The sequence below is a fragment of the Microbacterium sp. P5_E9 genome (genome assembly GCF_054049175.1).
Genome location: NZ_JBFUMV010000014.1, coordinates 47,028 through 70,221, shown reverse-complemented (window position 1 = coordinate 70,221; position 23,194 = coordinate 47,028). Strand labels below are relative to the sequence as shown.

20 protein-coding genes are annotated in these 23,194 nt (G+C 66.3%); 15 read left to right on the top strand and 5 right to left on the bottom strand.

Annotation, left to right across the window (positions count from 1 at the left end; all coding sequences use genetic code 11):
* The first annotated feature begins 40 nt into the window (after window positions 1-40).
* Genes ACXJ3V_RS15405 through ACXJ3V_RS15370 form a run of 8 tightly spaced genes read left to right on the top strand, consistent with a single transcriptional unit; the run spans window position 41 to window position 7,062 of the window.
* Entirely contained in the window at window positions 41-436 is a 396-nt protein-coding gene (locus tag ACXJ3V_RS15405) for a C-glycoside deglycosidase beta subunit domain-containing protein (RefSeq protein ID WP_457101211.1), read from the top strand.
* Entirely contained in the window at window positions 433-1,560 is a 1,128-nt protein-coding gene (locus ACXJ3V_RS15400; RefSeq protein ID WP_457101210.1) for a sugar phosphate isomerase/epimerase family protein, read from the top strand. Before ACXJ3V_RS15405 ends, ACXJ3V_RS15400 begins: the two co-directional genes overlap by 4 nt.
* Entirely contained in the window at window positions 1,557-2,597 is a 1,041-nt protein-coding gene (locus tag ACXJ3V_RS15395) for a sugar phosphate isomerase/epimerase family protein (protein ID WP_457101209.1), read from the top strand. Before ACXJ3V_RS15400 ends, ACXJ3V_RS15395 begins: the two co-directional genes overlap by 4 nt.
* Window positions 2,590-3,390 carry a nuclear transport factor 2 family protein gene (locus ACXJ3V_RS15390; RefSeq protein ID WP_457101208.1) on the top strand — a complete coding sequence of 267 codons (801 nt, stop codon included), beginning with the start codon at window positions 2,590-2,592 and terminating at the stop codon, window positions 3,388-3,390. Before ACXJ3V_RS15395 ends, ACXJ3V_RS15390 begins: the two co-directional genes overlap by 8 nt.
* A 9-nt stretch (window positions 3,391-3,399) precedes the next feature.
* The gene (locus ACXJ3V_RS15385) at window positions 3,400-3,816 is read left to right on the top strand and encodes a C-glycoside deglycosidase beta subunit domain-containing protein (RefSeq protein ID WP_457101207.1); all 417 of its coding nucleotides are present in this window, start codon (window positions 3,400-3,402) and stop codon (window positions 3,814-3,816) included.
* A gap of 14 nt (window positions 3,817-3,830) precedes the next feature.
* Window positions 3,831-4,994, top strand: a complete 1,164-nt coding sequence (locus ACXJ3V_RS15380) for a Gfo/Idh/MocA family protein (RefSeq protein ID WP_457101238.1) — start codon at window positions 3,831-3,833, stop codon at window positions 4,992-4,994.
* A gap of 25 nt (window positions 4,995-5,019) precedes the next feature.
* Window positions 5,020-6,021 carry a sugar phosphate isomerase/epimerase family protein gene (locus tag ACXJ3V_RS15375; protein ID WP_457101206.1) on the top strand — a complete coding sequence of 334 codons (1,002 nt, stop codon included), beginning with the start codon at window positions 5,020-5,022 and terminating at the stop codon, window positions 6,019-6,021.
* Window positions 6,022-6,066: 45 nt separating this feature from the next.
* Window positions 6,067-7,062, top strand: a complete 996-nt coding sequence (locus ACXJ3V_RS15370; RefSeq protein ID WP_457101205.1) for a Gfo/Idh/MocA family protein — start codon at window positions 6,067-6,069, stop codon at window positions 7,060-7,062.
* Between the two features lie 8 nt (window positions 7,063-7,070).
* Here the strand turns inward: ACXJ3V_RS15370 and ACXJ3V_RS15365 are convergent, their stop codons facing one another.
* From ACXJ3V_RS15365 to ACXJ3V_RS15355, 3 genes are all read right to left on the bottom strand, one after another.
* Window positions 7,071-7,940 (bottom strand): ThuA domain-containing protein, encoded by an 870-nt coding sequence (locus ACXJ3V_RS15365; protein WP_457101204.1) that lies wholly within the window; start codon window positions 7,938-7,940, stop codon window positions 7,071-7,073.
* Window positions 7,937-9,355 (bottom strand): hypothetical protein, encoded by a 1,419-nt coding sequence (locus ACXJ3V_RS15360; protein ID WP_457101203.1) that lies wholly within the window; start codon window positions 9,353-9,355, stop codon window positions 7,937-7,939. The genes ACXJ3V_RS15365 and ACXJ3V_RS15360 overlap by 4 nt, the downstream gene beginning before the upstream one ends.
* 83 nt (window positions 9,356-9,438) lie before the next feature.
* Complete coding sequence (locus tag ACXJ3V_RS15355; RefSeq protein WP_457101202.1) at window positions 9,439-10,704, bottom strand: ROK family protein; 1,266 nt, start codon at window positions 10,702-10,704, stop codon at window positions 9,439-9,441.
* Between the two features lie 110 nt (window positions 10,705-10,814).
* Between ACXJ3V_RS15355 and ACXJ3V_RS15350 the strand changes: the two genes are divergently transcribed.
* The 5 genes from ACXJ3V_RS15350 (at window position 10,815) to ACXJ3V_RS15330 (ending at window position 16,711) form a co-directional block, all read left to right on the top strand.
* A complete protein-coding gene (locus ACXJ3V_RS15350) occupies window positions 10,815-11,852 on the top strand; it encodes a Gfo/Idh/MocA family protein (RefSeq protein ID WP_457101201.1) in 1,038 nt (345 codons plus the stop codon).
* The gene (locus ACXJ3V_RS15345; protein WP_457101200.1) at window positions 11,849-12,640 is read left to right on the top strand and encodes a hypothetical protein; all 792 of its coding nucleotides are present in this window, start codon (window positions 11,849-11,851) and stop codon (window positions 12,638-12,640) included. Before ACXJ3V_RS15350 ends, ACXJ3V_RS15345 begins: the two co-directional genes overlap by 4 nt.
* Before the next feature lie 155 nt (window positions 12,641-12,795).
* Complete coding sequence (locus ACXJ3V_RS15340; RefSeq protein ID WP_457101199.1) at window positions 12,796-14,256, top strand: MFS transporter; 1,461 nt, start codon at window positions 12,796-12,798, stop codon at window positions 14,254-14,256.
* Between the two features lie 33 nt (window positions 14,257-14,289).
* Window positions 14,290-15,882 (top strand): GMC oxidoreductase, encoded by a 1,593-nt coding sequence (locus ACXJ3V_RS15335; protein ID WP_457101198.1) that lies wholly within the window; start codon window positions 14,290-14,292, stop codon window positions 15,880-15,882.
* A gap of 43 nt (window positions 15,883-15,925) precedes the next feature.
* A complete protein-coding gene (locus ACXJ3V_RS15330) occupies window positions 15,926-16,711 on the top strand; it encodes an SDR family NAD(P)-dependent oxidoreductase (RefSeq protein ID WP_457101197.1) in 786 nt (261 codons plus the stop codon).
* 535 nt (window positions 16,712-17,246) lie between these two features.
* Here ACXJ3V_RS15330 and ACXJ3V_RS15325 read toward each other — a convergent pair.
* Both ACXJ3V_RS15325 and ACXJ3V_RS15320 read right to left on the bottom strand, forming a co-directional pair.
* A complete protein-coding gene (locus ACXJ3V_RS15325) occupies window positions 17,247-18,494 on the bottom strand; it encodes an integrase core domain-containing protein (protein WP_457101196.1) in 1,248 nt (415 codons plus the stop codon).
* Between the two features lie 540 nt (window positions 18,495-19,034).
* Window positions 19,035-20,258, bottom strand: a complete 1,224-nt coding sequence (locus ACXJ3V_RS15320; RefSeq protein ID WP_457101195.1) for an FAD-dependent oxidoreductase — start codon at window positions 20,256-20,258, stop codon at window positions 19,035-19,037.
* A 248-nt stretch (window positions 20,259-20,506) separates the two neighbouring features.
* On the opposite strand from ACXJ3V_RS15320, the gene ACXJ3V_RS15315 reads away from it, so the two are divergent.
* Together ACXJ3V_RS15315 and ACXJ3V_RS15310 are read left to right on the top strand one after the other, a co-directional pair.
* Entirely contained in the window at window positions 20,507-21,862 is a 1,356-nt protein-coding gene (locus ACXJ3V_RS15315; protein WP_457101194.1) for a hypothetical protein, read from the top strand.
* Between the two features lie 265 nt (window positions 21,863-22,127).
* Complete coding sequence (locus ACXJ3V_RS15310) at window positions 22,128-23,171, top strand: fumarylacetoacetate hydrolase family protein (RefSeq protein ID WP_457101193.1); 1,044 nt, start codon at window positions 22,128-22,130, stop codon at window positions 23,169-23,171.
* The last annotated feature ends 23 nt before the right edge of the window (window positions 23,172-23,194 follow it).

Genomic DNA, 23,194 nt, shown 5'->3' with positions numbered 1-23,194 from the left:
TGTCCGGCCGACCGTGTCGGCACAGAACGAGGAGGTTCGCGTGATCCCCGATCGCATCATCGAGCAGGGAACGCTCACGACCCACGGTGCCCGCGCCGCGGTCGAAGTACGTCTTCCCTGGTACCGCGCACTCCCCGGATCGTGCATCGCCGGCGCGAAGCTCACCATCGACGGAGTCGAGGCACCGGCGGAGTCGCTGCGCTGGAACATGAACGGCCGCGAGTTCAGCTTCGACGAGCTGCGCACGAATACCGAGGAATGGTGGTTCCCCACCGACTCGGCGGTGCTCTCGGGTGACCTTCCGGTCGCTCCGGATGCCGAGCACGAGGTCACCGTCGGTCTCACGCTCTACATCCCGTACATCATCATCTCCGACACGGAGACCCTCCACATCGACGAGACCAACACCAAGACAATGAAGGCGGTGGCGGCATGACCCTTCGACAGGCTCAGGACGGCGGCCTCGGTTCGCCCATCCAGGGCGTCACGCTCTACAGCTTCACTCGTGCGTTCCACGGCCGGGAGTACGACCTCGAAGGCCTGATCCGCAAGACGGCCACCGAGGGCTTCGGCCCGGGCCTGGAGATCATCGGCTTTTCGAGCTTCCGCGGGTTCCCCGAGATCGACGACCAATACGCGGGGTGGTTCCGCGACCTCGTCGACGAGGTCGGGCTCGTGGCCACGTCGCTCGCCGTGAACGCCGATATCGGCATCCACCGCGATCGCCTCCTGAACCAGGACGAGCTCATCGCGTACATGACGCGGCAGATCAAGGCGGCGGCGAAGCTGGGCTTCCCGATCGCGCGCGTGCAGATCTCGATCGAGCCCGACTCGATGGAGGCCCTCGCACCCATCGCCGAAGAGCACGGTGTGACCCTCGCGCTCGAGGTGCACGCCGACCAGTACGCCTCGCACCCGCGCATCCTGGCGCTGCGCGACCGGTTCGAGAAGGTCGGCTCTCCCTTCCTCGGCTTCACGATGGACTGGGGCGCCACGGTCAGCGGGTTCGCTCCGTCGCTCATCGAGTCCTACCGTCGCCGTGGAGCGTCGGAGGAACTGCTCGGGCAGGTCGTCGACCTGTGGAACACGTACTACGAGCAGGGGCCGCCCGCGGACCAGGCCGAGCACGGGCAGCGCTTCGGCTCGTTCATCGGGCTCGCTGCGCGCAATGGGCGCCCCGAGCTCGGCATCGACTTCGGCATCAACGGCACCGGACTGTTCGGCCCCGCGCGGGTGGACGACTGGCTCGCAATCGTGCCGTGGATCAAGCACGTGCACGGCAAGTTCTTCGGCATCGACGAGAACGGCGAAGAGCCCTCGGTCCCAGTGCGCGATCTCGTCCGCCTCCTGGTCGAGAACGGCTACAACGGCGCGATCTCGAGCGAGTACGAGGGCTGGCACTGGAACAACTGGGAGTCGCCGTTCGACATCATCCGCGCCGAGCAGGCCGTGCAGCGCTCCGCCGCTGCCGACGCCGGCTCGCGCATGATCACCGACCTGGCAGAGGCGCGCGCACAGCTCGGCGCCTGGCTGCCCACGACAGAAGGAGCAGGAGCATGACCGACGGAATCGCCGGAACCGGCATCAAGCTGGGGACGACCCTCTACTCGATGACGAGCGAGTTCGCGGCCGGGCTGTACACGCCCGAGACCCTCATCGCCGCTGTCGCGGAAGAAGGCATCGGCCCCGGCGTCGAGTTCAACATCGCCCAGCTGCTGCGCACGTATCCCGACGTCGACAACGCTTTCGTGAAGCTGTGGTTCGATTTGCTCGAGAAATACGGGCTCGAGGCGAGCGCGGTGGGCACGAACCTCGACATGGGCCGCCGCAAGGACCGCGATATGACGCTCGACGAGGAGCACGACTTCCTCGCGCGGCAGCTGAAGACCGCGCATACCCTCGGCTTCAAGAAGGTCGTCATCCGCTCGCACGGCAAGGAGCTGCTGCGGAGCCTCCTGCCCCTGGCCGAGAAGTACGACCAGTACCTCGGTTACGAGATCCATGCGCCGTCCGGGCCGAACAACCCGCAGGTGCTGCAGATGCGCGAGATGTACGACGAGCTGCAGTCGGAGCGCCTCGGCTTCACCGCCGACTTCTCCTCGACGATGCACTCCCTGTCGCCGACGCTGCTGCGCACGCTCGGCCAGATGGGCATGGACGAGAAGCACTTCCCCGTCATGGACGAGATCTGGCACGAGCCGACGCCGATGCATGTGCGCAACCAGAAGTTCGAGGACTACCTGTCCGGTGAGGGCGTCGACCCGCTGCGCTTCGGGCCGTTCACGCGCCTCGCCTTCAACATGCACGGACTCGTGCCGCCGGAGGAGTGGCTCGACATCATGCCGCAGATCTTCCACGTGCACGCGAAGTTCTACGACATCGGCGCCGATGGCGAGGAACCGGCGATGGACATCCCGCGCATCGTGAAGCAGTTCGTCGAGGGCGGCTACCAGGGCTACCTCTCCAGCGAGTGGGAGGGCCACGCGTTCTCCGACCTGGGGGAGTCCGACCCGATCGACCTCGTGAAGAAGCAGCACACGCTCATGCGCAAGGCGATCGAGGACACGGTCGCCGCGAAGGAGAACGCGAGTGTCTGACGCTTCGACAAGCTCAGCGACCGTGGAGAGGGCATCCGTCGCCGAACTCCAGTCTGAGCTCGCGAACCTCCGTGAGGAGGTCGGCGCGGTGCGCGCGCTCGCCCAGCGCGCCGAGGACCGCGGGCAGGTGGAGAACCTCTTCAACCGCTACATGTACCTGCACAACGCGTTCCAGGACGAACAGATCATTCCGCTCTGGGTCGCCGAAGGCACGCCAGGCATCCGTGCGCGCTACACGAATGCCGGTCAGTACACGACGTGGGAGAGCGTCACGCGCTACCACCGCGACCGGCCGAGTCCCGAGGGCAAGCTCATCCTGCACGCGACCACGACCCCCGTGATCGAGGTCGCCGCCGATGGCAAGACGGCGAAGGGCGTCTGGCTCATGGCCGGCACCGAGTCGGGTCTGACCGACCCGAAGGTCGCCGAAGCCTTCCCCGACATGTACTCGCCCGACGAAGTGCTCGGCAAGAAGGTCTGGGCCCACTGGGTCTGGTGCAAGTACGCGATCGACTTCCTCAAGCAGGACGGCGAGTGGAAGTTCTGGAAGTTCCGCTGCTACGAGCTGGCCCGCGCTCCGTTCGAGGAGAACTGGATCAGCTTCGGCCTGAAGAACCAGGGCGCGTTCGACCTCGACCTCATGTACTTCGGCGACGACGGAAAGCCCGTGTTCATGCCTCCCGCCGACGAACCCGTGCCCAGCACGAACCACCCGTACAGCCCCACGACGGTGCAGAAGCTCGAGCCGGCGCCGCCGGTCGCGCACGACACCTTCGCAGACACCTTCAAGTAGGGACCGATCATGGCAACGCACAATTCCCTCTTCTCCGAGAAGGACGTCCGCCGCACCGCGGACGGCATCGCGGTCTCGGTGCAGCTTCCCTGGTACCGGAGCCTCTGGCTGTCGGCTGTCGACGATGTCGCGGCATCCGTCAACGGCGTCGAGGTGCCGAAGGACGAGCTGCGCTTCGTGCTGAACGACACGAGCTACCGCATCGAGGAGCTTCCCGAGCAGTCCGAGACCCTCTGGTTCGTCGCCGACAAGCCGGAGGTCGTGATCCCGCTGGATCATGCCCCCGCAGCGGGCGAGAAGCTCACCGTCGAGGTCGTGCTCACGATGCGCCTGCTCTACATGCAGATCATGCCGGGCGTTGACGGCGGCCCCGGCCGGTACGTGACCAACCGCGTCCCGGTCGAGCGCGAGGTCGTGCTGGCATGACCCTGCGGGTGGCCATGATCGGGTACGGCTTTATGGGGGCCACTCACTCGGTCGGCTGGCGTCAGGCGCCCCGCATGTTCGACCTGCCCGATGCCGTGGAGATGGCGGTGATCGTGGGACGGAACGCGGATGCCGTTGCCGTGGCCGCCGGGAAGTGGGGGTGGGCGGAGTCGGCGACCGACTGGCGGTCGGTGATCGCGCGCGATGACATCGACGTCGTCGACATCGTCACGCCGGGGGACTCGCACGCCGAGATCGCGATCGCAGCCCTCGAGGCGGGAAAGCACGTGCTGGTCGAGAAGCCGCTCGCGAACACCGTCGCAGAGGCCGAGGCGATGGCGGATGCCGCGGCCCGCGCTGCGGAGCGCGGGGTGCGATCGATGGTCGGGTTCACGTACCGGCGCGTCCCAGCGGTGACCTTCCTGCGAGACCTCATCGCCGAGGGCGTGGTCGGCACTGTGCAGCAGGTGCGGGCGGCGTACCGCCAGGACTGGCTGGTCGACCCGGCGATGCCGCTGGCGTGGCGATTGCAGAAGGAGCACGCGGGATCGGGCGCGCTCGGCGACATCGGCGCGCACATCATCGACATGACTCAGTTCGTGACCGGGCTGACCGTCGACGCGGTGGCGGGGACGATTGAGACAATCGTGAAGGAGCGCCCACTGCTCGGCTCAGGCTCCGGTCTGGCGGGCACGGCGGGGGAGGGCTTCGGCGAAGTCACCGTCGATGACCTCGCGCTCTTCACGGGGCGCCTTTCAAATGGCGCACTCGTGTCGTTCGAAGCCACTCGCTTCGCGACGGGGCGCAAGAATGCCCTGACCATCGAGGTGTCCGGCGACAAGGGCGCACTGGCGTTCGACCTCGAGGACCTCAACAGCCTGCAGATATACGACCGCACCGCACGCGACGACCGGCAGGGATTCACGAAGATCCTCGTGACCGAGGCGCAGCATCCCTACGTCGCCGCCTGGTGGCCCGCCGGCCACATGCTCGGCTACGAGCACGGCTTCAGTCACCAGGTCGTCGACCTCGTGACCGCGATCGCCGAGGGCATCGACCCGCATCCGTCGTTCGCCGAGGGTCTCTCGGTGCAGCGCGTGCTCGACGCCGTCGAGCGTTCGAGCGAGAACGAGTCCGCCTGGGTCCGCATCGCCGCGGGCGTTCCGGCATCCGTCTGAAGAACACACCCGAAGGAACGAAGCAATGGCACGTCCGATCACCCTGTTCACCGGCCAGTGGGCCGACCTGCCGTTCGAAGAGGTGGCCCGACTCGCCGGCGAGTGGGGCTACGACGGCCTCGAGATCGCTTGCTGGGGCGATCACCTCGATGTATCGCGATGGGACGACGCCGAGTACGTGCAGAGCCGGCTCGACATCCTCGAGCGCAACGGGCTGAAGGTGTACACGATCTCGAACCACCTCACCGGCCAGGCCGTGTGCGACGACCCGATCGACGAGCGGCACCGCGACATTCTCTCGGACCGGGTGTGGGGCGACGGCGACCCGGAAGGCGTCCGCCAGCGCGCCGCGGAGGACATGAAGAACACGGCCCGATTCGCTGCGAAGCTCGGCGTGCAGACGGTGGTCGGCTTCACCGGCTCCTCGGTCTGGAAGGCCGTGGCGATGTTCCCGCCGGCATCCGACGAGTTCATCGCCCGCGGGTACCAGGATTTCGCCGACCGCTGGAACCCGATCCTCGATGTGTTCGAAGAGGTCGGTGTGCGGTTCGCCCTCGAAGTGCACCCGTCCGAGATCGCCTATGACTACTGGACCGCGAAGGACACGCTCGAGGCCATCGGCCATCGCAAGAGCTTCGGGTTCAACTTCGACCCGTCGCACTTCGTGTGGCAGCAGCTGGACTACGTCGCGTTCGTGCTCGACTTCGCCGACCACATCTTCCATGTGCACGTGAAGGAGTCGATCACCAACCTCGACGGACGCAACGGCGTGCTCGGCTCGCACCGGCCCTGGGCCGACCCGCGCCGCGGCTGGACGTTCGTCTCCACCGGGCACGGCGCAGTGCGGTGGGAGCCGCTGTTCCGTGCGCTGAATTCGATCGGCTACGAGGGCCCGACGAGCGTCGAGTGGGAGGACGCCGGCATGGACCGGCTGATCGGCGCTCCCGAGGCTCTCGCGTTCGTGCGCAGACTGGCGGAGATCACGCCGCCCGCCGCCGCCTTCGACGCCGCGTTCTCGACCAAGTAGCCGATCTCATGCGTGCGGGCTCCGGCCTTCCGAAGGACCAACACCATGGCTGAGCGACCGATCGGCATCGGGATCCTCGGCGCCGCCGGCATCTCCGAACGGGCGATGGTGGAGCCGGCGCGCGAGCTGGAGGGCGTCCGCGTGATCGCGATCGGCGCGCGCGATCCCGAGCGCGCGCTCACCATGGCCGATCGCATCGGGGTGCCCGAATCCGGCAACTACGAGATGGTCCTGAACCACCCGGACATCGATCTCGTCTACATTCCGCTGCCCTCGACCGTTCAGGCGCACTGGGCGGTGCGGGCCCTGCAAGCCGGCAAGCACGTGCTGTGCGAGAAGCCGCTGTCGGCGAACGGCACGACCGCGGCAGAGATCGCCGAGGCCGCGGATGCCGCCGGCAGACGAGCCTTCGTGGGATTCCACTACCGGCTGCACGGCTTCACCCGTCGGCTGCTGGAGGTGCTCGCCTCGGGCGTGCTCGGCGATGTCCAGCGTGTGGAGTTCGACTACAGCATCCCTCACTTCGTCGTGCAGCCCGGCAACATCCGCCTCGACGGGGATCTGGGCGGCGGGTCGTTCATGGACGTCGGGTGCTACGCCGTCGATCTGATGCGCGTCGCGTGGGGCGACCCCGCGGTGGTCTCCGCCGAGGCGACGCTCTACGCCGGCGACTCCCGGGTTGATCTGCAGATGGATGCCGTTCTCGAACTGCCACGCAGCATCCTGGCTCATGTCCGCTCGTCGTTCATCGGCGACGACAAGGGCAGCATGTCGCTGCGGGTGACCGGGTCGGACGCACAGCTGGAGGCGACGAGCGTCATCGTGCCGCAGTGGGGCGCGGAGTTGCGTGTCACCGCCGCCGACCGCGTGCTTATCCAGGAGAAGGCCGTAGACGGCGAGAACAGCTACGCGCGGCAGCTCGAACACATTGTCGGGGCACTGCGCGACGGCACGCCCAGCCCGCTGGACGCGGCGCTCGGCGTCGGCACGATGACCGTCATCGACGACATCTACCGAGCGGCTGGGCTGCAGCCGCGCTGATGCGCGGCTCAGCCCTCGTGGTTGTAGTACGGCCAGGGCAGGAAGCGGCGCTCGCCGCGGCGGTCGGGTCCCTGAAGGGTGACCTCGTCCGTCGCCGCCCACTCGACGCCGCGCGGAAACATCCGGATGAACTCGATGCGGCGGAAGGTGTCGATGTCGTGTCCGATCGTGATCGTGAACGAGCGGCCCGCGCCGTACTCGTTGATCCAGGCGATCGGCTGATCGGTGTTCATGCCGTTGAGAGCGGCGATGCCGCCCTCGGGGATCACGACGGGATAGTGCGACATCGGCCACACCGGTGCCTTTTCATACGCCTCGAGGTCGTCGAACGTCGTGAGCAGGACCTGCGCGCCCTCGTACAGCTGCACCCCGGTGAGGATGTCGTCGCCGGTCACGGTCCAGGTCGCGTTGATGCCCTCCGTGATCGGATGACGCGGCTCGGCGGTCTTGAGAAGCGCCTCGCCCMAGGGCCGCGGGCGCAGGCCCGTCTCGTATGCGCTGAGCTTCGCGCCGCGCATGACGTTGTACTCCTCGGGATACCCCCACGAGTCCTCCTGCGCGGCCGACCCGTGAAACCACACGATGCCCTTGCCGTCGTCATGCACGAAGCGGAGGAGCGCGGCATCCGTCGCGGCCCCGAAGCCGACGGCCTTGTCGTGATAGCCGTCGCGCCCCTCGAAGACGACGATCACGACGTCGTACTTGTCGATGATCTCCGCACCCAGGCCGCGCGGGTCCTCGACGACACGCACCTTGAACCGCCCGGTGTCTTCGAGGAGCGTGGTCAGCCACTGGTTGTGCTGGCGGAAGCTGCGGTGCTCGTTGTCGTGCTCGATCGTCATGTGTCCCGAGAGGATCAGGGCGTTCAGAAGGGTCATGCGCTGTCTCCGATCAGTGCGCGCCGGGCCAGCTCGAGGTGGTCGCGGGTTATGGTGGTCGGGTCGTCGTCGAGCCACTCSTGGCCGCCCCACTCGCTGCAGAAGGTCCCCGCGAAGTCCGTACCGCGCAGCAGCGCTTCCAGGTCGCGGATCGGACCGCTCACACGGTCGCCGGAGTCGTCGAGATCCCAGAACTTCAGGTGGAACGCGCCGACCCAGGGCAGCACCTCGGTGATCACGCTCGCCTCCGACCGCCCGAATCTGACGAGCATGTCCATATAGAGCGTGTGGACGGATGCCGGCACCGCACCGGATCGCAGCAGGTCGACGATCGCGCCCACGGTCGCGGGGTCGCGCCACCGATGCCGCAGAGTCTCGATGAGATCACCGGGGATGCCACCGGCCTCGAGCCGAGCGAGGTAGCTTTCCGGCACCGCCGGCATGAACATCGAGATGTCCACGAGCAGGCGCACGTGTGGATCGTCGATGCCCACGATCTGGTCGATCGCGCTGCCTGCCTGGGGCGAGCCGGGGGTCTGGGACCCCTGGATCTCCTCGAACAGCGTCAGACCCGTCTCGTGGAGGATCGGCAGCACGCGGTCGAGCAGGGGCCGGCCGGCCTGTCCGATGGGCAGGCGCAGGCCGCGCGCACCGAGCTGCTGGGCGATCTCGATCTGCGGCAGTAGGAATGCCAGACGCTCGTCGTCCGTGCGGCGGGTGCCCTGCGGCGACCAGTCGTCGATGCTCGCACCCAGGATGCTGACGCGCCCGCCCACGGCAGCGAGGCGCTCGCCGAAGTCGGCGGCATCCCCCTCGCTGCGCCCGGGGAAGGAGCGCCACAGCTGTCCCGGCTCCGCTTCGATCTCGACGGCCAGGCCGTCCTCGACGATCCCCACCGCGATGTCGGCGGCATCCCGGTCGCCCACGACCATCTCGGGTGTCCAGTTGAAAGCGCTTGCGGTGAGCACCCAGCCCGCCGGGAGCGCACCGTCGCCCACGACCGGCGCGGCATCCCTCACCACTGCCGCCGGCACGTGCGGCGCATCGAGCACCAGCGACCGTTCGGCGCGGAACGGCAGTGTGAGCGGGCCGTCCGGACCGATCTGCAGGTAAGGAATGCGGAGGCCGAACTCCACCGCAACGTCGTGGACTCCGACGGCGAGATCGTGCGGCACGGCGAGTGTGACGCGGTCCTGCTGAAACCACCAGCCGTCGTCCTCGATCAGGTCTGCCGGCAGCACCCGTCGATCGCCGAGTACGACCGTGAGGGCCTCAGCCCGGGCTCCGTCGATCGTCACGATCGGGTTCTGCAGCGAGGTCAGAGGCAGCGAGCGGATCCACGGCAGCGACACGCGCACGGCCGATCCGTAGGGAGTGGAGATGAGTGAATCGTCGCGCAGCGGCGGCAGCGTCATGGGCACGTCCTTGTGTCGTCGACCGCATCGAAAGCGGCTTACGACGAGAATCTACACGCTTTAGTAGAAAAGCGGAAGAAGTTTCAAACGGTGCTGAGAATGGTGTCGATCGAGGGTCGTCCATCCGCGAACCACCGTGGAAAGGTCACGTCGAAGAGCTGCTCTCGTACCATCTCCGCACCGCCGCGCAGGGGCTCCCGGAGATCTTCCTGTGACTGCACGATGCTCAGATCGCGTGTTGCGAGGGGGAGTGATAGCTCGTACACACGCTGGCGAACCTCGGCGAGGAAGACCTCACCCGCTCCGACGACGGCGCCACCGATCACGATCGTGCCGGGGTTGAACATGTTGACCAGTGCGGCGATCGACTCACCGACCACACGTGCACACCCCTGGATGAGAGAGATCGCGAGCGCGTCGCCGTGCTCGGCCGCACGGGCGATCGCCTCGGGGGTGAGTGGTTCACCCTTACGCCTTCGCTGAGCGAGAGCGCCGGTGGCGCCCTCGGCGACGGCGATCTCCGCGTCGCGCACCAGTGCCCAGCCGCCGGCGACGGCCTCGAGGCACCCGACCTTGCCGCACCGGCACAGAGCGTTCGACCCGGCGACCCGCACGTGGCCGATGTCGCCGGCCGCGCCGTTCGCGCCGCGGTGGATATGGCCTTGCGAGAGCAGCCCGGCGCCGATTCCGGATCCGACCTTGCAGTAGATCAGGTCGATGCGCTCGTCGTCGCGACGCGAGCGTTCGTTCAGCGCGAGAAGGTTGACGTCATTGTCGACCCAGACGGGTGCCTCATAGCGCTCTTCGAATCGACGGCGGATGTCGAAGCCGTTCCATCCCGGCATGATGGGCGGGGCGACAGGTCGGCCGGACTCGAAATCGACCGGGCCGGGGATGCCGACGGAGATGCCCCACACGGGCACATCGGGCGTCCGTGCGAGCACGTCGTCGATCATGGCAAGGGCCGTGTCGAGCGTCTCAGCCGGGCCGCGCGAGATGTCCCACGTGCGGTGGGTCTGCTCCAGGATGTCACCCTCGAGCATCGCGACGCCGACGTGGATGTGGAGAGCGCCCAAGGCGCACACGATGATCCGACCGCGGCTGCCGCGGAAGTGCAGGGTGCGGGGAGCGCGACCACCGGAGGAGGGGCCGAACTCGCCGTCTTCGAGATAGCCCATGTCGATCGCCTGTTCGACACGCTGCGTGACGACCCCTCGACCGAGGCCGGTAACGCGGCCGATCTCCGGTCGGGTGGCTGCCTCACCCGACCGCACCATATTCACGATCCGGAGAAGGCTCGTCACTTCGTCGGTCTGAGCGCCGAAGCGCAGTGTGGACTCCTTGGCCATGGTCGATTTTGACACAAGATCGACCTGCTTTCGGTCATTTGGTGACGTCTATAGTCACATTCACCGATACTTAGGTATAATTCATGCAAAACAACGTTTGAGGAGCGATGATGCCCCACGGAGTCGGGATTGTCGGAGCGGGCCCCGGTGTGGCCGCGCTGCACCTTCCGACGCTCGCGCGCCTGCGCGACGACTTCGAGGTCGTGCACATCTCCGATGCGGGAAGTGGGCGTGCCGCGCAACTCGCGGATCGGGTCGGTGCCACTTCGTCGTCGGGGATCCAGAATCTGCTCGCGGATGAGCGGGTCGAGGTTGTCGTCTTGTGCAGCCCTCCCGCGGAGCATGCAAGTCAGATCCTCGCGAGTGTCGCGGCAGGCAAACGCGCGATCCTGTGTGAGAAGCCTCTCGCGACGACTGTGGGTGACGCGGAGGCCGTGATCGACGCGTGTCGGACGGCCGGGACGGCGCTTCTGATCGGCACGAACCACTTGTACGACCCGGCATGGGGCCGGGCCAAACACCACCTGCTCGCCGGCGGCCACAAGGTTCGAGCGATCTCGGTCACCCTGGCGCTTCCACCCAACGGGCGCTACCACGATGTCGTCACAGAGCTTCCGGTGCCTGCCGCCGCCCCCGGGCGCGGCACTCCCGACCTCTCGGTGCCGCAGGTCGCGGCATCCGTCGTCCGTCAGCTGATCACCGGTCTGGCCGTGCACGACCTGCCCATGCTGCGCGACCTCGCCCCGGTGATCGAGCGTGTGGTGTTCGCACGTGCGGTGGCTCCGATCGGTTACGTGGTGGGTTATCGGGCCTCCGGCATCCCTGTCCGACTAGCCACTGTCATGCTTCCGGACGGCGCGGATGCGCTGTGGGAACTCGAGATCATCACCGACACCGACGTGGTGACGGTGTCGTTTCCGCCGGCGTTCGTGCACGCCGGCAGCGCCGAGGTGCGGGTGGACTCCGGCTCGGGCAAACGCACGACGTACCCGCTTGACCTCGACGACGGCTATCTCGCCGAATGGCGCGCGCTCGCCGACGTGCTGGATGGCTCGAGCGTGGTCGAGTACGACGAAATGCTCGACGACGCCCGCTACACGCTCACTCTCGCGGATGCCGCGTCCGAACTGATCGCGGGTGCGCGATGACCGATGTCCAGGCTCCGGCGGGTCGGTTTCGCGAGGCCCTCGCCGAACTTCCGCTCAGCACCCGCATCGTCGAGGGGGAGGCCGGCGCGGTCGTCGTCGTGCCGGGTGGCAGCGGTTGGGTCGACGCAGCTCTCGACGCCGCATCGGCCGGCGCGATCGCCGTCATCGTCTCAAGGCCCGGCTTCGCGCCCGCCGCGGACATCCGTCGACTCGAGGACTCTGTCCGGGTGCCGGTGGTCACTGAACGCGCGCTCCTGAGCCCGGATTCGGCGGGGGATGCCACGGCCGGTCGGCTGACGGATTCGGGCTGGGCGGCTCCGCGGCTGCTTGTCGCTGACGGCATCGCCCTGTCCGGACTCGTTCCGGTTGTCGCACGCGACGCGGTCGGATGGCTGCGGGTCCTCGCAGGAGACGACCTGGACATGGTCGGGACTGACGGCGAGCTCGCGCTCCTCGAGACGCGCGGGGGCATTGCTGCGACGCTCTCGGTCGTGACGACTCAGCGGTCGGGTGACGGATTGATTCGCGCGCAGGCGCTTGGCGAGGTGCTCAGCGAGATCGAAGTCGACCGTGGCCGCACGCGCGTCCGCACGTCCACCGCCCTGGGAAGCATGTCGGCCCCCGACAGGCTCGAGTCTTCCGCGCGTCTCGCGGTGCGCCGCACACTCGCCGCGCTCGACGCAGGGGAGCGTCCGGATGACCTGCATCGGCTGGTTGCGGACACCGTGCTGGTCGAACAGATGCTCAGCGTCAAAGTTGACAGCGCCTGTCGACTTATGTTGCTTTAGAACTAAAGAACGCCTAGAATGGACATGGCGCCGGGATCCGCGAGGGTCCGTTCCCATGTGTGATGCAGCACGCGGGGCACACCAGGTCGCGTCGACCACCCGATCGTTCGGGTAGATCACGTATGCCTCTTTCACCGTGGAGACTCCGTCTCCTGATGATCTCCCTGTTCACCGTGTCCTTCCTCGGTGCGCTCGACCACACTGTGGTCGCCACCTCGCTTGCGACGATCGCCGGCGACCTCGGTGCCGTCGAGCAGATGAGTTGGGTGCTCGTCTCCTACACGCTCGCAAGCACCGTCGTGCTCCCGGTGCTCGGCAAGCTCGCCGACCTGGTCGGCGCGCGGCTCATCTTCCTCACGAGCCTCGTCGTGTTCCTCGTGGCCTCGCTGTTCTGCGGATTCGCACAGGACATGACCCAGCTTGCCCTCGCCCGCGTCGCCCAGGGCATCGGCTCGGCCGGGCTGCACCTGATGCCGCAGACGATCGTCGGCGAAGTCACGTCCCCGCGAGAGCGGCCGCGAGTGCTCTCGATCATCGGCAGCGCCTTTCCGGTGGCGATCCTCGTCGGGCCGATCGCGGGTGGGCTCATCACCGACGCCTGGGGGTGGCGCTGGGTGTTCTGGATCAACATCCCGGTCGGCCTCATCGCGCTCGCTCTCGCCGTGGTCGCGGTGCCGCACATCGCCGGTCGCACCGGCCGCAAGTTCGACATCGCCGGGGCGGTCGTTCTGGGCGTCACCGTCACCGCCCTCGTGCTGGGCGCCAGCTGGGCGAGCGCAGGCACGCCAGGCAGCGGCACCGCGGTGGTGATCGCGGCGCTCGTGGTCATCCTCGGCGTAGCCGCGTTCATTGCGATCGAGCTCCGCGTCGACGAACCGCTCGTGCCGCTCCGCCACTTCGCGGATCGCACCATCCTCATCTCGATCGTCCTGTCCACGGTGATCGGCGTCGGCCTGTTCTCGGTGGTCTCGTATGTGCCCACCTATATTCAGATGGCGTACGGCACCTCTGCGACCGTGTCGGGGCTCGTCCCCATCGCGACCGTGTTCGGAATGCTGGTGAGCAGCCTCGTGACGGGCTGGCTCTCCAGCAGGTCGGGCCGCTACCGCGTGTTTCCCATCTTCGGCACCGCCGCTGCCGCTGCCGGGCTGCTCGTGATGGCACTGCTCCCGGTGGGGATGCCGCTCTGGGTGCCCATGGCCGCGATGGGGCTGGTCGGCATCGGCACAGGATCGTTCATGAACATCGTTGTCGCGGTCGGGCAGAGCGCAGCTCCGCGCACCGACACCGGAAGCGTGACAGCGACCCTCAGCCTCGTGCGACAGATCGGCTCCACGACCGCGACCGCGATCGTCGGCGGGCTGATCGGTGCGGGGGTGGCCGCCGGACTGCCAGCCGCGCTTGCGAAGCTGACCCCGCAAGCCGTGCGGGAGGCCCCGGATGCCGTGCAGCAACAGGTCGCCGACCTGTACTCGAGCGTCCTCGCGCCGATCTTCCTCGGACTCGCCATCGTCTACGCCCTCGGAGTGGTCGCCGCGCTGCTGCTCCCCGACGGGCGGCTCTCCGACGAGGTTGAACAGCACACCCGCGACGCCGCCGAAGCGGCGATCGCCTGAGAATCTGAAACCTGAACTCGAAGAGGAGACCCCATGTCACAGCATCCAGTCCCGTCATCCGGGCCCACGATCGCGATCGTCGGCAGCGGTCCGATCGGCGCGACCTATGCACGCACACTGCTCGAGGGACTCCCCAGCGCCCGCGTGATCATGTTCGAAGCCGGCCCTCAGGTGACGGATCGCCCGGGCGAGAGTGTCCGCAACATCGAGGACCCTGACGCCAAGGCCAGGGCGCGGGAACTCTCCCAGGGGCCGCAGGCCGGCGATCACCGCGAGTCGCTGGGCATCCCGTCGGCGACTGTCGTGGAGGGAATGTTCACCGCCCGCCAGGGGACTCATCTGTTCGACTTCGGCGGCGAGGGCTCGGCGCATGCGCCGACGTTCGCGGCCGCGGCGGGTGCGACCAACGTCGGCGGCCAGGGTGCGCACTGGACGTGCGCGACGCCGTCGCCCGCCTTCAGCGAGAAGATCCCGTTCATCGCCGACGCCGAGTGGGACGAGCTGATCGACCGTGCGAAGGACCTGCTGCACGTGCAGGACGCGGCCTTCGCGGACTCCGCGGTCGGCGCAGCGATCCGTTCCCTGCTGTCGGAGGAGTTCGCGGCAGAGCTTCCCGAGGGCTACGGCATCAGCACCCTGCCGGTCTCCGGCGACCCCCAGCCTGACGGTTCCATGCGCTGGGGCGGCACAGATTTCGTGCTCGGTCCGCTCATCGAACCGGGCAACCGCATTGTGGAGCGCTTCGAGCTGCGTGACCTGTCGCTGGTGCGCCAGGTAGAGCGCGAGGGTGACCGCGTGACCGGCGTCACGGTGGAGGACCTGCGCACCCGAGAGACCTCGTTCGTGCCGGCCGATCTCGTGGTGGTGGCCGCAGACGCGTTCCGCTCCCCGCAGCTGCTGTGGGCTTCCGGCATCCGTCCCGCTGCCCTGGGGCGCTATCTCACGGAGCACCCGGTCGTCATCACGACTGTTGCGCTGGACGCCGAGAAGATGAGCCGCTTCGCCACCGAAGACGAACTCGACGCGGAGCTCGCACAGYGGGCGAAGCACGCCGCCGACCCGGTCGCTGCCGTGAACCGGATCCCCTTCTCGGAGCCCGGCCACCCGTTCTCACTGCAGGTCATGTACTCCGAGAACACCCCTTTCCCGCTGCCCGAGGACAGCCCGTTCGCCGGCAACCGCTGGGGCTTCGTCAACATGGGGAACGGACTGCGCAAGCGCCCGCGCATCGAGGATGGCCTCACGTTCACCGGCGAGGAGCTCGATTACCGCGGTTTCCCGAACTTCACGGTCGAGTACGAGCTGACGGATGCCGAGCTCAGTGAGATCGAAGCTGCCACGGCTGATCTGCGGCGGATCGGTGAGACGCTCGGCGTGTTCGTGGCCGAACCGAGGCTCATGCCGAACGGATCGAGCCTGCACTACATGGGCACGATGCGCATGGGCGACACCGACGACGGCACCTCCGTCGCCGACCCTTACTCACGCGTGTGGGGCGTGGACGGCCTCATCGTCGGCGGCAACGCCCTGATCCCGACCGCGAACACCATGAACCCGACGCTCACGAGCGTCGCGATCGCCGTCCGCGGAGCGCGCAAGGCGATCGAGGAGCTCGCCGGGCGCTGACCCCCGAGGGCGCGACGCCACGTGGCGCGGAAGGATGGGGACCATGATCCGCTCCGCGCTCGTACCCGGCACGCTCTTCTCCTGCGCGGGGCAGGTCGCGATCGTCACGGGCGCGGGCACCGGCATCGGCCGCACATGCGCGGAGGCGCTCGCGGCCGCCGGCGCACGGGTCGCTCTTGCCGGGCTCGCCGATTCTGAGCCGGAGCGCGCCGCCGCCGAGCTCACCGCGCAGGGTGCGGAGGCGTTCGGCTTCGCGTGCGATGTGACGGATGCCGCGCAATTGGCGCAGCTCGTCGCGGCGACGGTGGACCGCTGGGGACGGATCGACACCGTGCTCGCCAACGCCGGCGCTGCTCTCGACCAGCCGGGAGCCGACGATGCTCTGGACCGGATGGACAGCATGTACGGGCTGCATGTCCGCGCGGTCGCCGCGCTCGCTGAACTGGCACTGCCGGTCATCGCCGACGGCGGCGGGGGAGCGTTCCTCATCATGTCGAGCCTCTCGGGACTGCGGGGCAACCGCGTGCTGTCCGGCTACGGAGTGACCAAGGCCGCGAACGCCCAGCTTGCCCGCAACGTCGCCGTCCAGTGGGGTGGCCGCGGCATCCGGTCGAATGCGATCTCACCGGGAGTGATCGCGACCGAGTTCGCCGCACCGATCACCGCCGACGCGGATGCCGCGGCCGCCCGACTCGCGAAGACGCCGCTCGGCCGATTCGGCACACCCGCAGAGGTCGCGGGAGCCGTGGTCTGGCTCGCGTCACCGGCCGGCGCGTTCGTCACCGGGCAGAACATCGTGATCGATGGCGGCACGTTGATCTCCGACTGACCACGGTGACATCGGCGCTTCACGTGCAAGTGACCCCCAGGTGACCCCGAACATCCTGAGGATGTCGATTCTGCGCGAGTCTCCAGTGCGTGGGGTGCGGGATTTCGCGGATTTGTCGGCGTTTGCCCCTCCGTGGAGCCGCATTTCTACCCTGCTAAGGTGGAGCCCCTCATGGGGTCCGAGGGGGTTCTGGGCCGCAAATCCGCCCGGCAGGGTGGCATGGACGAGTGCCTCAAGACAAACTGGCCAATGCCCTGTCTCGACGGCACGACGTGCGTAAGAATCGCGTAAACGTGAGCACCCGCGAACAACCCTGAACCTCCACGAATACGGCCGCGAACTCAGTCGTATCAACGGAAGCGCCCCTGAACGCCCCTGATCGACCTCTCACAGGCGGGGTTCAAATCCCTCCGTCTCCGCATAGAAAACCCTGTGATGTCTCAGGACATCGGTGACAGTTCTGCATCAGGACATCGGTGACACTTCATGTCTCAGGACATCGGTGACACTTCATGTCTCAGGACATCGGTGACACTCAGAGCGTCTTGCGCGGTCCGCGGGGCTGGCCGTTGCCGACGTACTTCACGCCAGGGGCGGGCCAGGGGTGCTCGATGATCAGGGTGCCGCGGGCGTCGAAGACGATCAGGGAGTCGCGTTCGTAGATGACGTAGACCTCCTGCCCCCGGCGGGTATGGCTGATGTTGAACCAGATCCCGCGGGCCTTGATCGTGCCGTTGAGGTGGATCGTCGCGACTCGGATGCCGTCGACGGCGCGGCCCTGCGGCGGCGGGATGAGCCCTGTCTTCGGGATCGCGTGCCGCTGTTCAGCGGGTAGTGGTCGGGGCGGGTCGGCTTTCGGCGTCGCGTCCCACGCGGCTTGCGGGGTGATCCGACCGGGCAGGGCTTGGTGCGGCCGGTTGACGTTATAGATCAGATCGAACGCGTCGACMTGCTCCTGCAGCTGCTCGAGGCTGCCGGCCAGAGGCTGCTTGTCGAGGTAGCGGAACAGGGTCTGATGGAACCGCTCGTTCTTGCCCTGCGTGGTCGGCTTGCCCGGCTTCCCGGTGATCGGCTCCACCCCGAGTGCGGTGACATGCGCGACCAGCTGGCCGAGCACACCCCGCCGGGAGGGGTTGAGCGCGAGCCCGTTGTCCGACAGCAGCCGTTGCGGGACGCCGTGCGCGGCGATCCCCTTCTTCACCACAACGATCGCGTCCTTCGACGTCTCGCCCCAGGCGACATGGGAAGCAACCGCGTACCGGGAGTGGTCGTCGATGAGCTGGAAGATCACACACTTGCGACCACCGGTCAGGACGTACTCGGTCGCGTCGAGCTGCCAGCACGCGTTCGGCGCCGGATACACGAACCGCCGATACGACGCCCGCGGCTTCTTCCGCGGCTCCGCCCGCGCGACACCGGCGTCGCGGAAGATCCGCGCCAACGACGCCACCGACGGAGCATCCATTCCGAGCGACCGCATCTTCTCGTGCACGCTGATCGGGCCGTGGTCCAGGCCCGACGACTCCAACGCGGCGCGCACCCCAATCGCCTGCTGCCTCACCTCGTCGGTGAGCCGACTCGGACTGGTCTTCGGCCGACGAGTCCGCGGCTCCAGCGCCGCCGCCTGACCCTCCTCGATCGCGCGCTTCCGGATCTCGTAAAACGTCTTCCTCGAGATCGAGTGCTCGGCGCAGAACGTCGTCACAGACCCACGCGGCGCGTCCGGCGGCCACTGCGTGATCGCAAGACGGACACGAGGATCAACAGGCTCAACGGCGCTCATCCCTCACAAATAGAAGGGAGAAGTGTCACCACCAAACACCGCCGAAACGTCACCGATGTATTGACCCAGAACTGTCACCGATGTCCTGAGACATGACACCGCAGAAAAACCCCCGGTAAATCGGGGGTTTTCGCTTTGCCTGCCAACGCATGCGTTGCGAGCTATTGGGGCTGAATTGGCGCCAGGTGACCCCCAGGTGACCGTCGCGTGGTCACCTGGGGGTCACTTGCAGGGCAGCGGCACACTTAGCTCCGCCACACGTGCGTCGTGCTGGCGCGTGATTCCGGGGGAGTCGGCCGGCTCAAGGGCTTGGAGCGCACCACCCCGCACAGGTGGTGTCTCCTCAGACTTGGACGGCTTGCGATCGACGTTCGATTGCCGTACCACCGCCGGGCACTTCATCGGTCCGGCCTGCGCGGGGCATCGCCTATCCTGTGACGTCACGACGCGACGATACGCACCGCAGCTCGCAGGAGGACCGGCCTGCGGACGTTGAGGATGGTGGGGTGTCGAGCAGACGCTGCTCCCTTCGACGGCCCGCTACTCCGTCGTCACTTGCGGGGCAGGCAAGTCTTCGATCAGGTCGAGAAGGGCAATCGTCTGGGCGGGCACGGCATCACCCTGGTTCTTCTGCAGGAACGTGGTGTGGTCGAACATGAAGTCGCGCACAGGGCGGAGTGCCGCGGGTGCGTGGTGGAAGATCTTCCCGGTGACGTATGCGCCTTGACTGACTGGGCCGGTGTGCGGCTTACGCATGTCCTCGAAGCTTTGGAGCGCATTAGTGACCGCGGCCGTATCGGAACCGTCGACTCCCGCGAGTTCCTTGCCCAGGAAGTAGCCGTCTTCGATCGACATGCCAGCGCCGTATGCCGCGTAGGGGGAGGTGGGGTGGGCGGCGTCTCCGATGATCGTCACACGGCCCTTGGCCCACTGCTTGATCGGCTCACGATCGACGATCTCCCAGCGATGAGTGTTCTCCGGCGCCGTTCGTCGGATGAACTCCGGGAGCGGCTCGGCAAAATGGCCAACGCGATTGAGGGCGTAGGCGCGGATGTCAGTCTCGGTGAAAGGGGCCTGGGCAGTCCATTTCTCGAGCACCCACCATTCGTAGCCATCTCGACCTTCGTGGCGGATCGGGGTGTAGGACCCCTGAACTGTGCGGTCATGAGCGAAGACGCCCCGGGTTCCGATCGGCTCGTCGGAGAGGAACCAGCCACCCATGAGGTGAAGCCCGTGGTAGCGCTTTGGCGAGTCGCCCCAGATCGCCTTTCGCACCGAAGAGTCGATGCCGTCCGCTCCGACGACGAGGTCGACGTCGACGGGCTCGCGACCCTCGAATTCGACTCGTACAGAGTCGCCGCGATCGGTAAGCCCTGAAAACTTGTGGGAAAGCTGGAGGACATCCGCGGGGAGCGCGTCGATCATGCGCTTGTAGAGCCCCCAGCGGATCAGGCCGATGAAGCCTCCGTTGTACTCCCGGGCGACTTCGTCCGGCATCCGGAATTCCGCGCGCACGCGCCCGTCATACCGTCTTAGCTGCGTGTAGGCGGGGGCTCCCAGGTTGTCCGTATCGACACCCAATGCGCGCAACGCTTTCTGTGGAGCGGGCCACAGGTTGAGGATGTTTCCGGCGGCCTTGACCTCGGGATAACGCTCGTAGAGACGCACCTCCCAGCCTTTGCGGTGAAGGCCAAGTGCAGCCGCGAGTCCGGCAGGTCCAGCCCCGATGATGGCCGCCCTGGGCTTCCTGGCCGTTGTGCTCATGAGTCACTCCAATGTGATGAGTCGTACGCTGATCAGATACTAAACGTGCCGTATCGCATAAGCAATCATAGACACGGAGAAACAGGACGGCGCCGACCGCTCGTCAGCAGGYCAATGACGATCTCTAAGGGACATCGGTCCGTCATCTATCCATCCCCGGAGTGTTTAGGTTACAGTGTTCGATACGGGTCGTTTCGTATATTTTGGGCCCGACTCCCTGTACTCAATGGCGATAAAAGGTGACCAAGATGACTGATCCGCAGGCTACGGAACGCTTAACCCTTCGGGACGTACCGAGGTACGCCGACATCACGACCTTTGCTGACATCCTTGGCGAACTGCACGTCTGGGAGGGCGACGGTTGGAAAGAAGAGTCCCTCTCCTGGAAGCAGGGCGTCTACGTCGGTTCTCATCTCGGTGGGGATTATGAGATCACCTACAGCGGTCCCGATGCCCTCGAGCTGCTTTCGCGCACCAGCATCAACTCGGTTGCCGACTGGAAGGTTGGCACGTCGAAGCACTTGGTGCAGACGGATGCCAATGGGTTCATCGCCAGCCATGGGTTGACAATTCGTAGCGCTGAAGACTCGTTTCGGCAGTACGGCTCACTTCCGTGGACCGCGTACCAGGCAAAGCTGCTCGGGCTCGACGTCGCTATTGAGCGTCGGAAGGTCTTCATCCTCCAGATCGCTGGCCCACGCTCGGTTCAGGTGATCGAGCGCCTCCTGGGCGTCGACATCCGTGATGTCAAATTTCTTCAGGTACGCCCGGTCGACGTACCCGGCATTGACGCCGAGGTCGAGATCGAGCTTTCCCGCATTGGCATGGCAGGCACGCTGTCCTACGAGCTGCGTGGTCCGTGGGAGTTCAGTGCTGCGGTGTATGACGCGGTTTACCAGGCCGGGCGTGATTTCGGCATCACCCGAACCGGATGGCGGACATACTTCGTGAACCACACCGAGGGCGGATTCCCACAGATGGGAGGACTCTTCGCGCCCTCGGCGCTCGGCGACCCTGATTTCGTTCAGTTCGCCGTCCAGTGGGGGGAGCGGCGTCTGATGAAGAGCTCTCGCCTGACCGGCAGTGCCGGCGCGGAGGACTTCTTCYCTCGTCTTCGAACGCCGCACGAGGTGAACTGGGGTTGGATGGCGAAGTTCGACCATGACTTCATCGGTCGGGAGGCGGTGGAGGCCGAGTCGCAGGCTCCGCGGCGCAAGACCGTGACTTTGCGGTGGAACAAGGAAGACATCCTCGACGTGTTCGCTTCCCAGTTCGAACAGGGGCAGGAGTATCGGCTCTTCGAATTTCCGGTTACACCCCAGGTGCCGAGCGATTTGCATGCAGACCGAGTCTTGGTCGACGGCGAGTACGTCGGGGTGTCGTCGGTCGTCGTCTACTCGTACTACTACCGAGAGATGCTGTCACTCTCCACGATCGACATCGATCGAGCTGAGATCGGTCGTGAGGTCATCGTCGAGTGGGGTGACCCTGACAAGCGCATCAAGCGAGTACGCGCCACCGTGGAGCGCTATCCCTACCTGGACCTGCCCACCAACCGCAACTACGATCTCACCGACATCCCGTCCGGAATCCGTTCGAATTAGGGATCAACGAGCCGGGATGGCGTCGAGGGTACCCAAGGCGGTGCGCGCCAACCTGCGCAGCGCCGACATGGACAGGTAGGGCTCGCCCCCGAGGGGAGTCGAACACGCACATCGCGTGTCATCCGAGCGACGGGGCAGGATCACGACTTTGACCTGTCAACATCTCGCGACTTGGGCTTCTCCGTCTATTTGACCCGTGGTCAGCCGGTAGGGCCGAGTTAGTCCATCGGTATCAGGAGCAGAGCACGACAACGAAGGAGTGACAATGGCAAGCATCGCCCCTGCCACAGGGCTGGCGGATGGGACTTTCGGTCTCGCCCGGCTCAGGGACGACGACCGGACTTTCGCGGCGCTCGTGCGGCCGGAGGGAGATGTCGTGGACATCTCCCGTCAATTCCCGGTCGCGACAGAAATCTACGCTGACTGGCCACGGAATTTCGATGCTTTGCAGACGGTGGCGCAGCACGCACGGTCGACCGGTGCAAGCTTGTCCTCCTATAGAGTCCTTGCTCCGGTTGAGCGTCCACAAATCTTCTGTGCTGGATCGAATTACCGCCAGCATGCGGCCGAAATGTACACCTATAACGACGGCAATTACCAGAAGGAACGACTGCTCGGCGAGAGCAACGAAGACTTTTTCGCTCGAAACACAGCGTTCGTCGACGACAAGCGAGCGAAGGGAATGCCGTTCATCTGGCTCKCCTCGCACGGATCGCTTGTTGGACCAGACGATGACATCGAGATTCCCCTCGTCGGCACGGCACACGATTGGGAGGCAGAGCTGACTGTGGTCATCGCAGGCGGAGCTCCGCGCTACATGTCTCCAGACGAGGCTGCCGACTACATCGCCGGCTACACCATCGGCAACGACATGCACACCGGTGACTTGTTCAGCCGAACTGACATCAAGTGGAATGCCGATTGGATTGCCAAACAGCAGCCAACGTTCAAGCAGGCCGGACCCTTTGTTGTCCCGAAGCAGTTCTTTCCTGACCGAACGCACGTCCAAATTCACCTAGACGTGAGCGGGGAGCGGATGCAGGACTGGCCGGCCGCCGACATGATCTTCACGCCGGAGGATTACCTGTCCTACGTATCGGAGCGGCTCGCCACGCTACCTGGTGATCTGATGATGATGGGTTCGCCTCCGGGCAATGGCGCTGTACACGGTGGACGTTGGCTCCAGGTCGGCGACACCGTGGACATCGCAATCACTGGCCTCGGTCGTCAGCATCACCGCGTCGTCGCTGAGGACGCCCGTTCTCGCACCCCACATTGGGGAATGCCTCCATTTGACGCAGATCGCTGAGACGAGAAGAGAAGAGAAGAGAA

Bases quoted from the DNA above. Each gene is read 5' to 3' on its own strand.
- ACXJ3V_RS15400 (WP_457101210.1), top strand. From the start codon at position 433: ATGACCCTTCGACAGGCTCAGGACGGCGGCCTCGGTTCGCCCATCCAG.
- ACXJ3V_RS15395 (WP_457101209.1), top strand. From the start codon at position 1,557: ATGACCGACGGAATCGCCGGAACCGGCATCAAGCTGGGGACGACCCTC.
- ACXJ3V_RS15385 (WP_457101207.1), top strand. From the start codon at position 3,400: ATGGCAACGCACAATTCCCTCTTCTCCGAGAAGGACGTCCGCCGCACC.
- ACXJ3V_RS15380 (WP_457101238.1), top strand. From the start codon at position 3,831: ATGATCGGGTACGGCTTTATGGGGGCCACTCACTCGGTCGGCTGGCGT.
- ACXJ3V_RS15375 (WP_457101206.1), top strand. From the start codon at position 5,020: ATGGCACGTCCGATCACCCTGTTCACCGGCCAGTGGGCCGACCTGCCG.
- ACXJ3V_RS15370 (WP_457101205.1), top strand. From the start codon at position 6,067: ATGGCTGAGCGACCGATCGGCATCGGGATCCTCGGCGCCGCCGGCATC.
- ACXJ3V_RS15355 (WP_457101202.1), bottom strand. From the start codon at position 10,704: ATGGCCAAGGAGTCCACACTGCGCTTCGGCGCTCAGACCGACGAAGTG.
- ACXJ3V_RS15350 (WP_457101201.1), top strand. From the start codon at position 10,815: ATGCCCCACGGAGTCGGGATTGTCGGAGCGGGCCCCGGTGTGGCCGCG.
- ACXJ3V_RS15345 (WP_457101200.1), top strand. From the start codon at position 11,849: ATGACCGATGTCCAGGCTCCGGCGGGTCGGTTTCGCGAGGCCCTCGCC.
- ACXJ3V_RS15340 (WP_457101199.1), top strand. From the start codon at position 12,796: ATGATCTCCCTGTTCACCGTGTCCTTCCTCGGTGCGCTCGACCACACT.
- ACXJ3V_RS15330 (WP_457101197.1), top strand. From the start codon at position 15,926: ATGATCCGCTCCGCGCTCGTACCCGGCACGCTCTTCTCCTGCGCGGGG.
- ACXJ3V_RS15320 (WP_457101195.1), bottom strand. From the start codon at position 20,258: ATGAGCACAACGGCCAGGAAGCCCAGGGCGGCCATCATCGGGGCTGGA.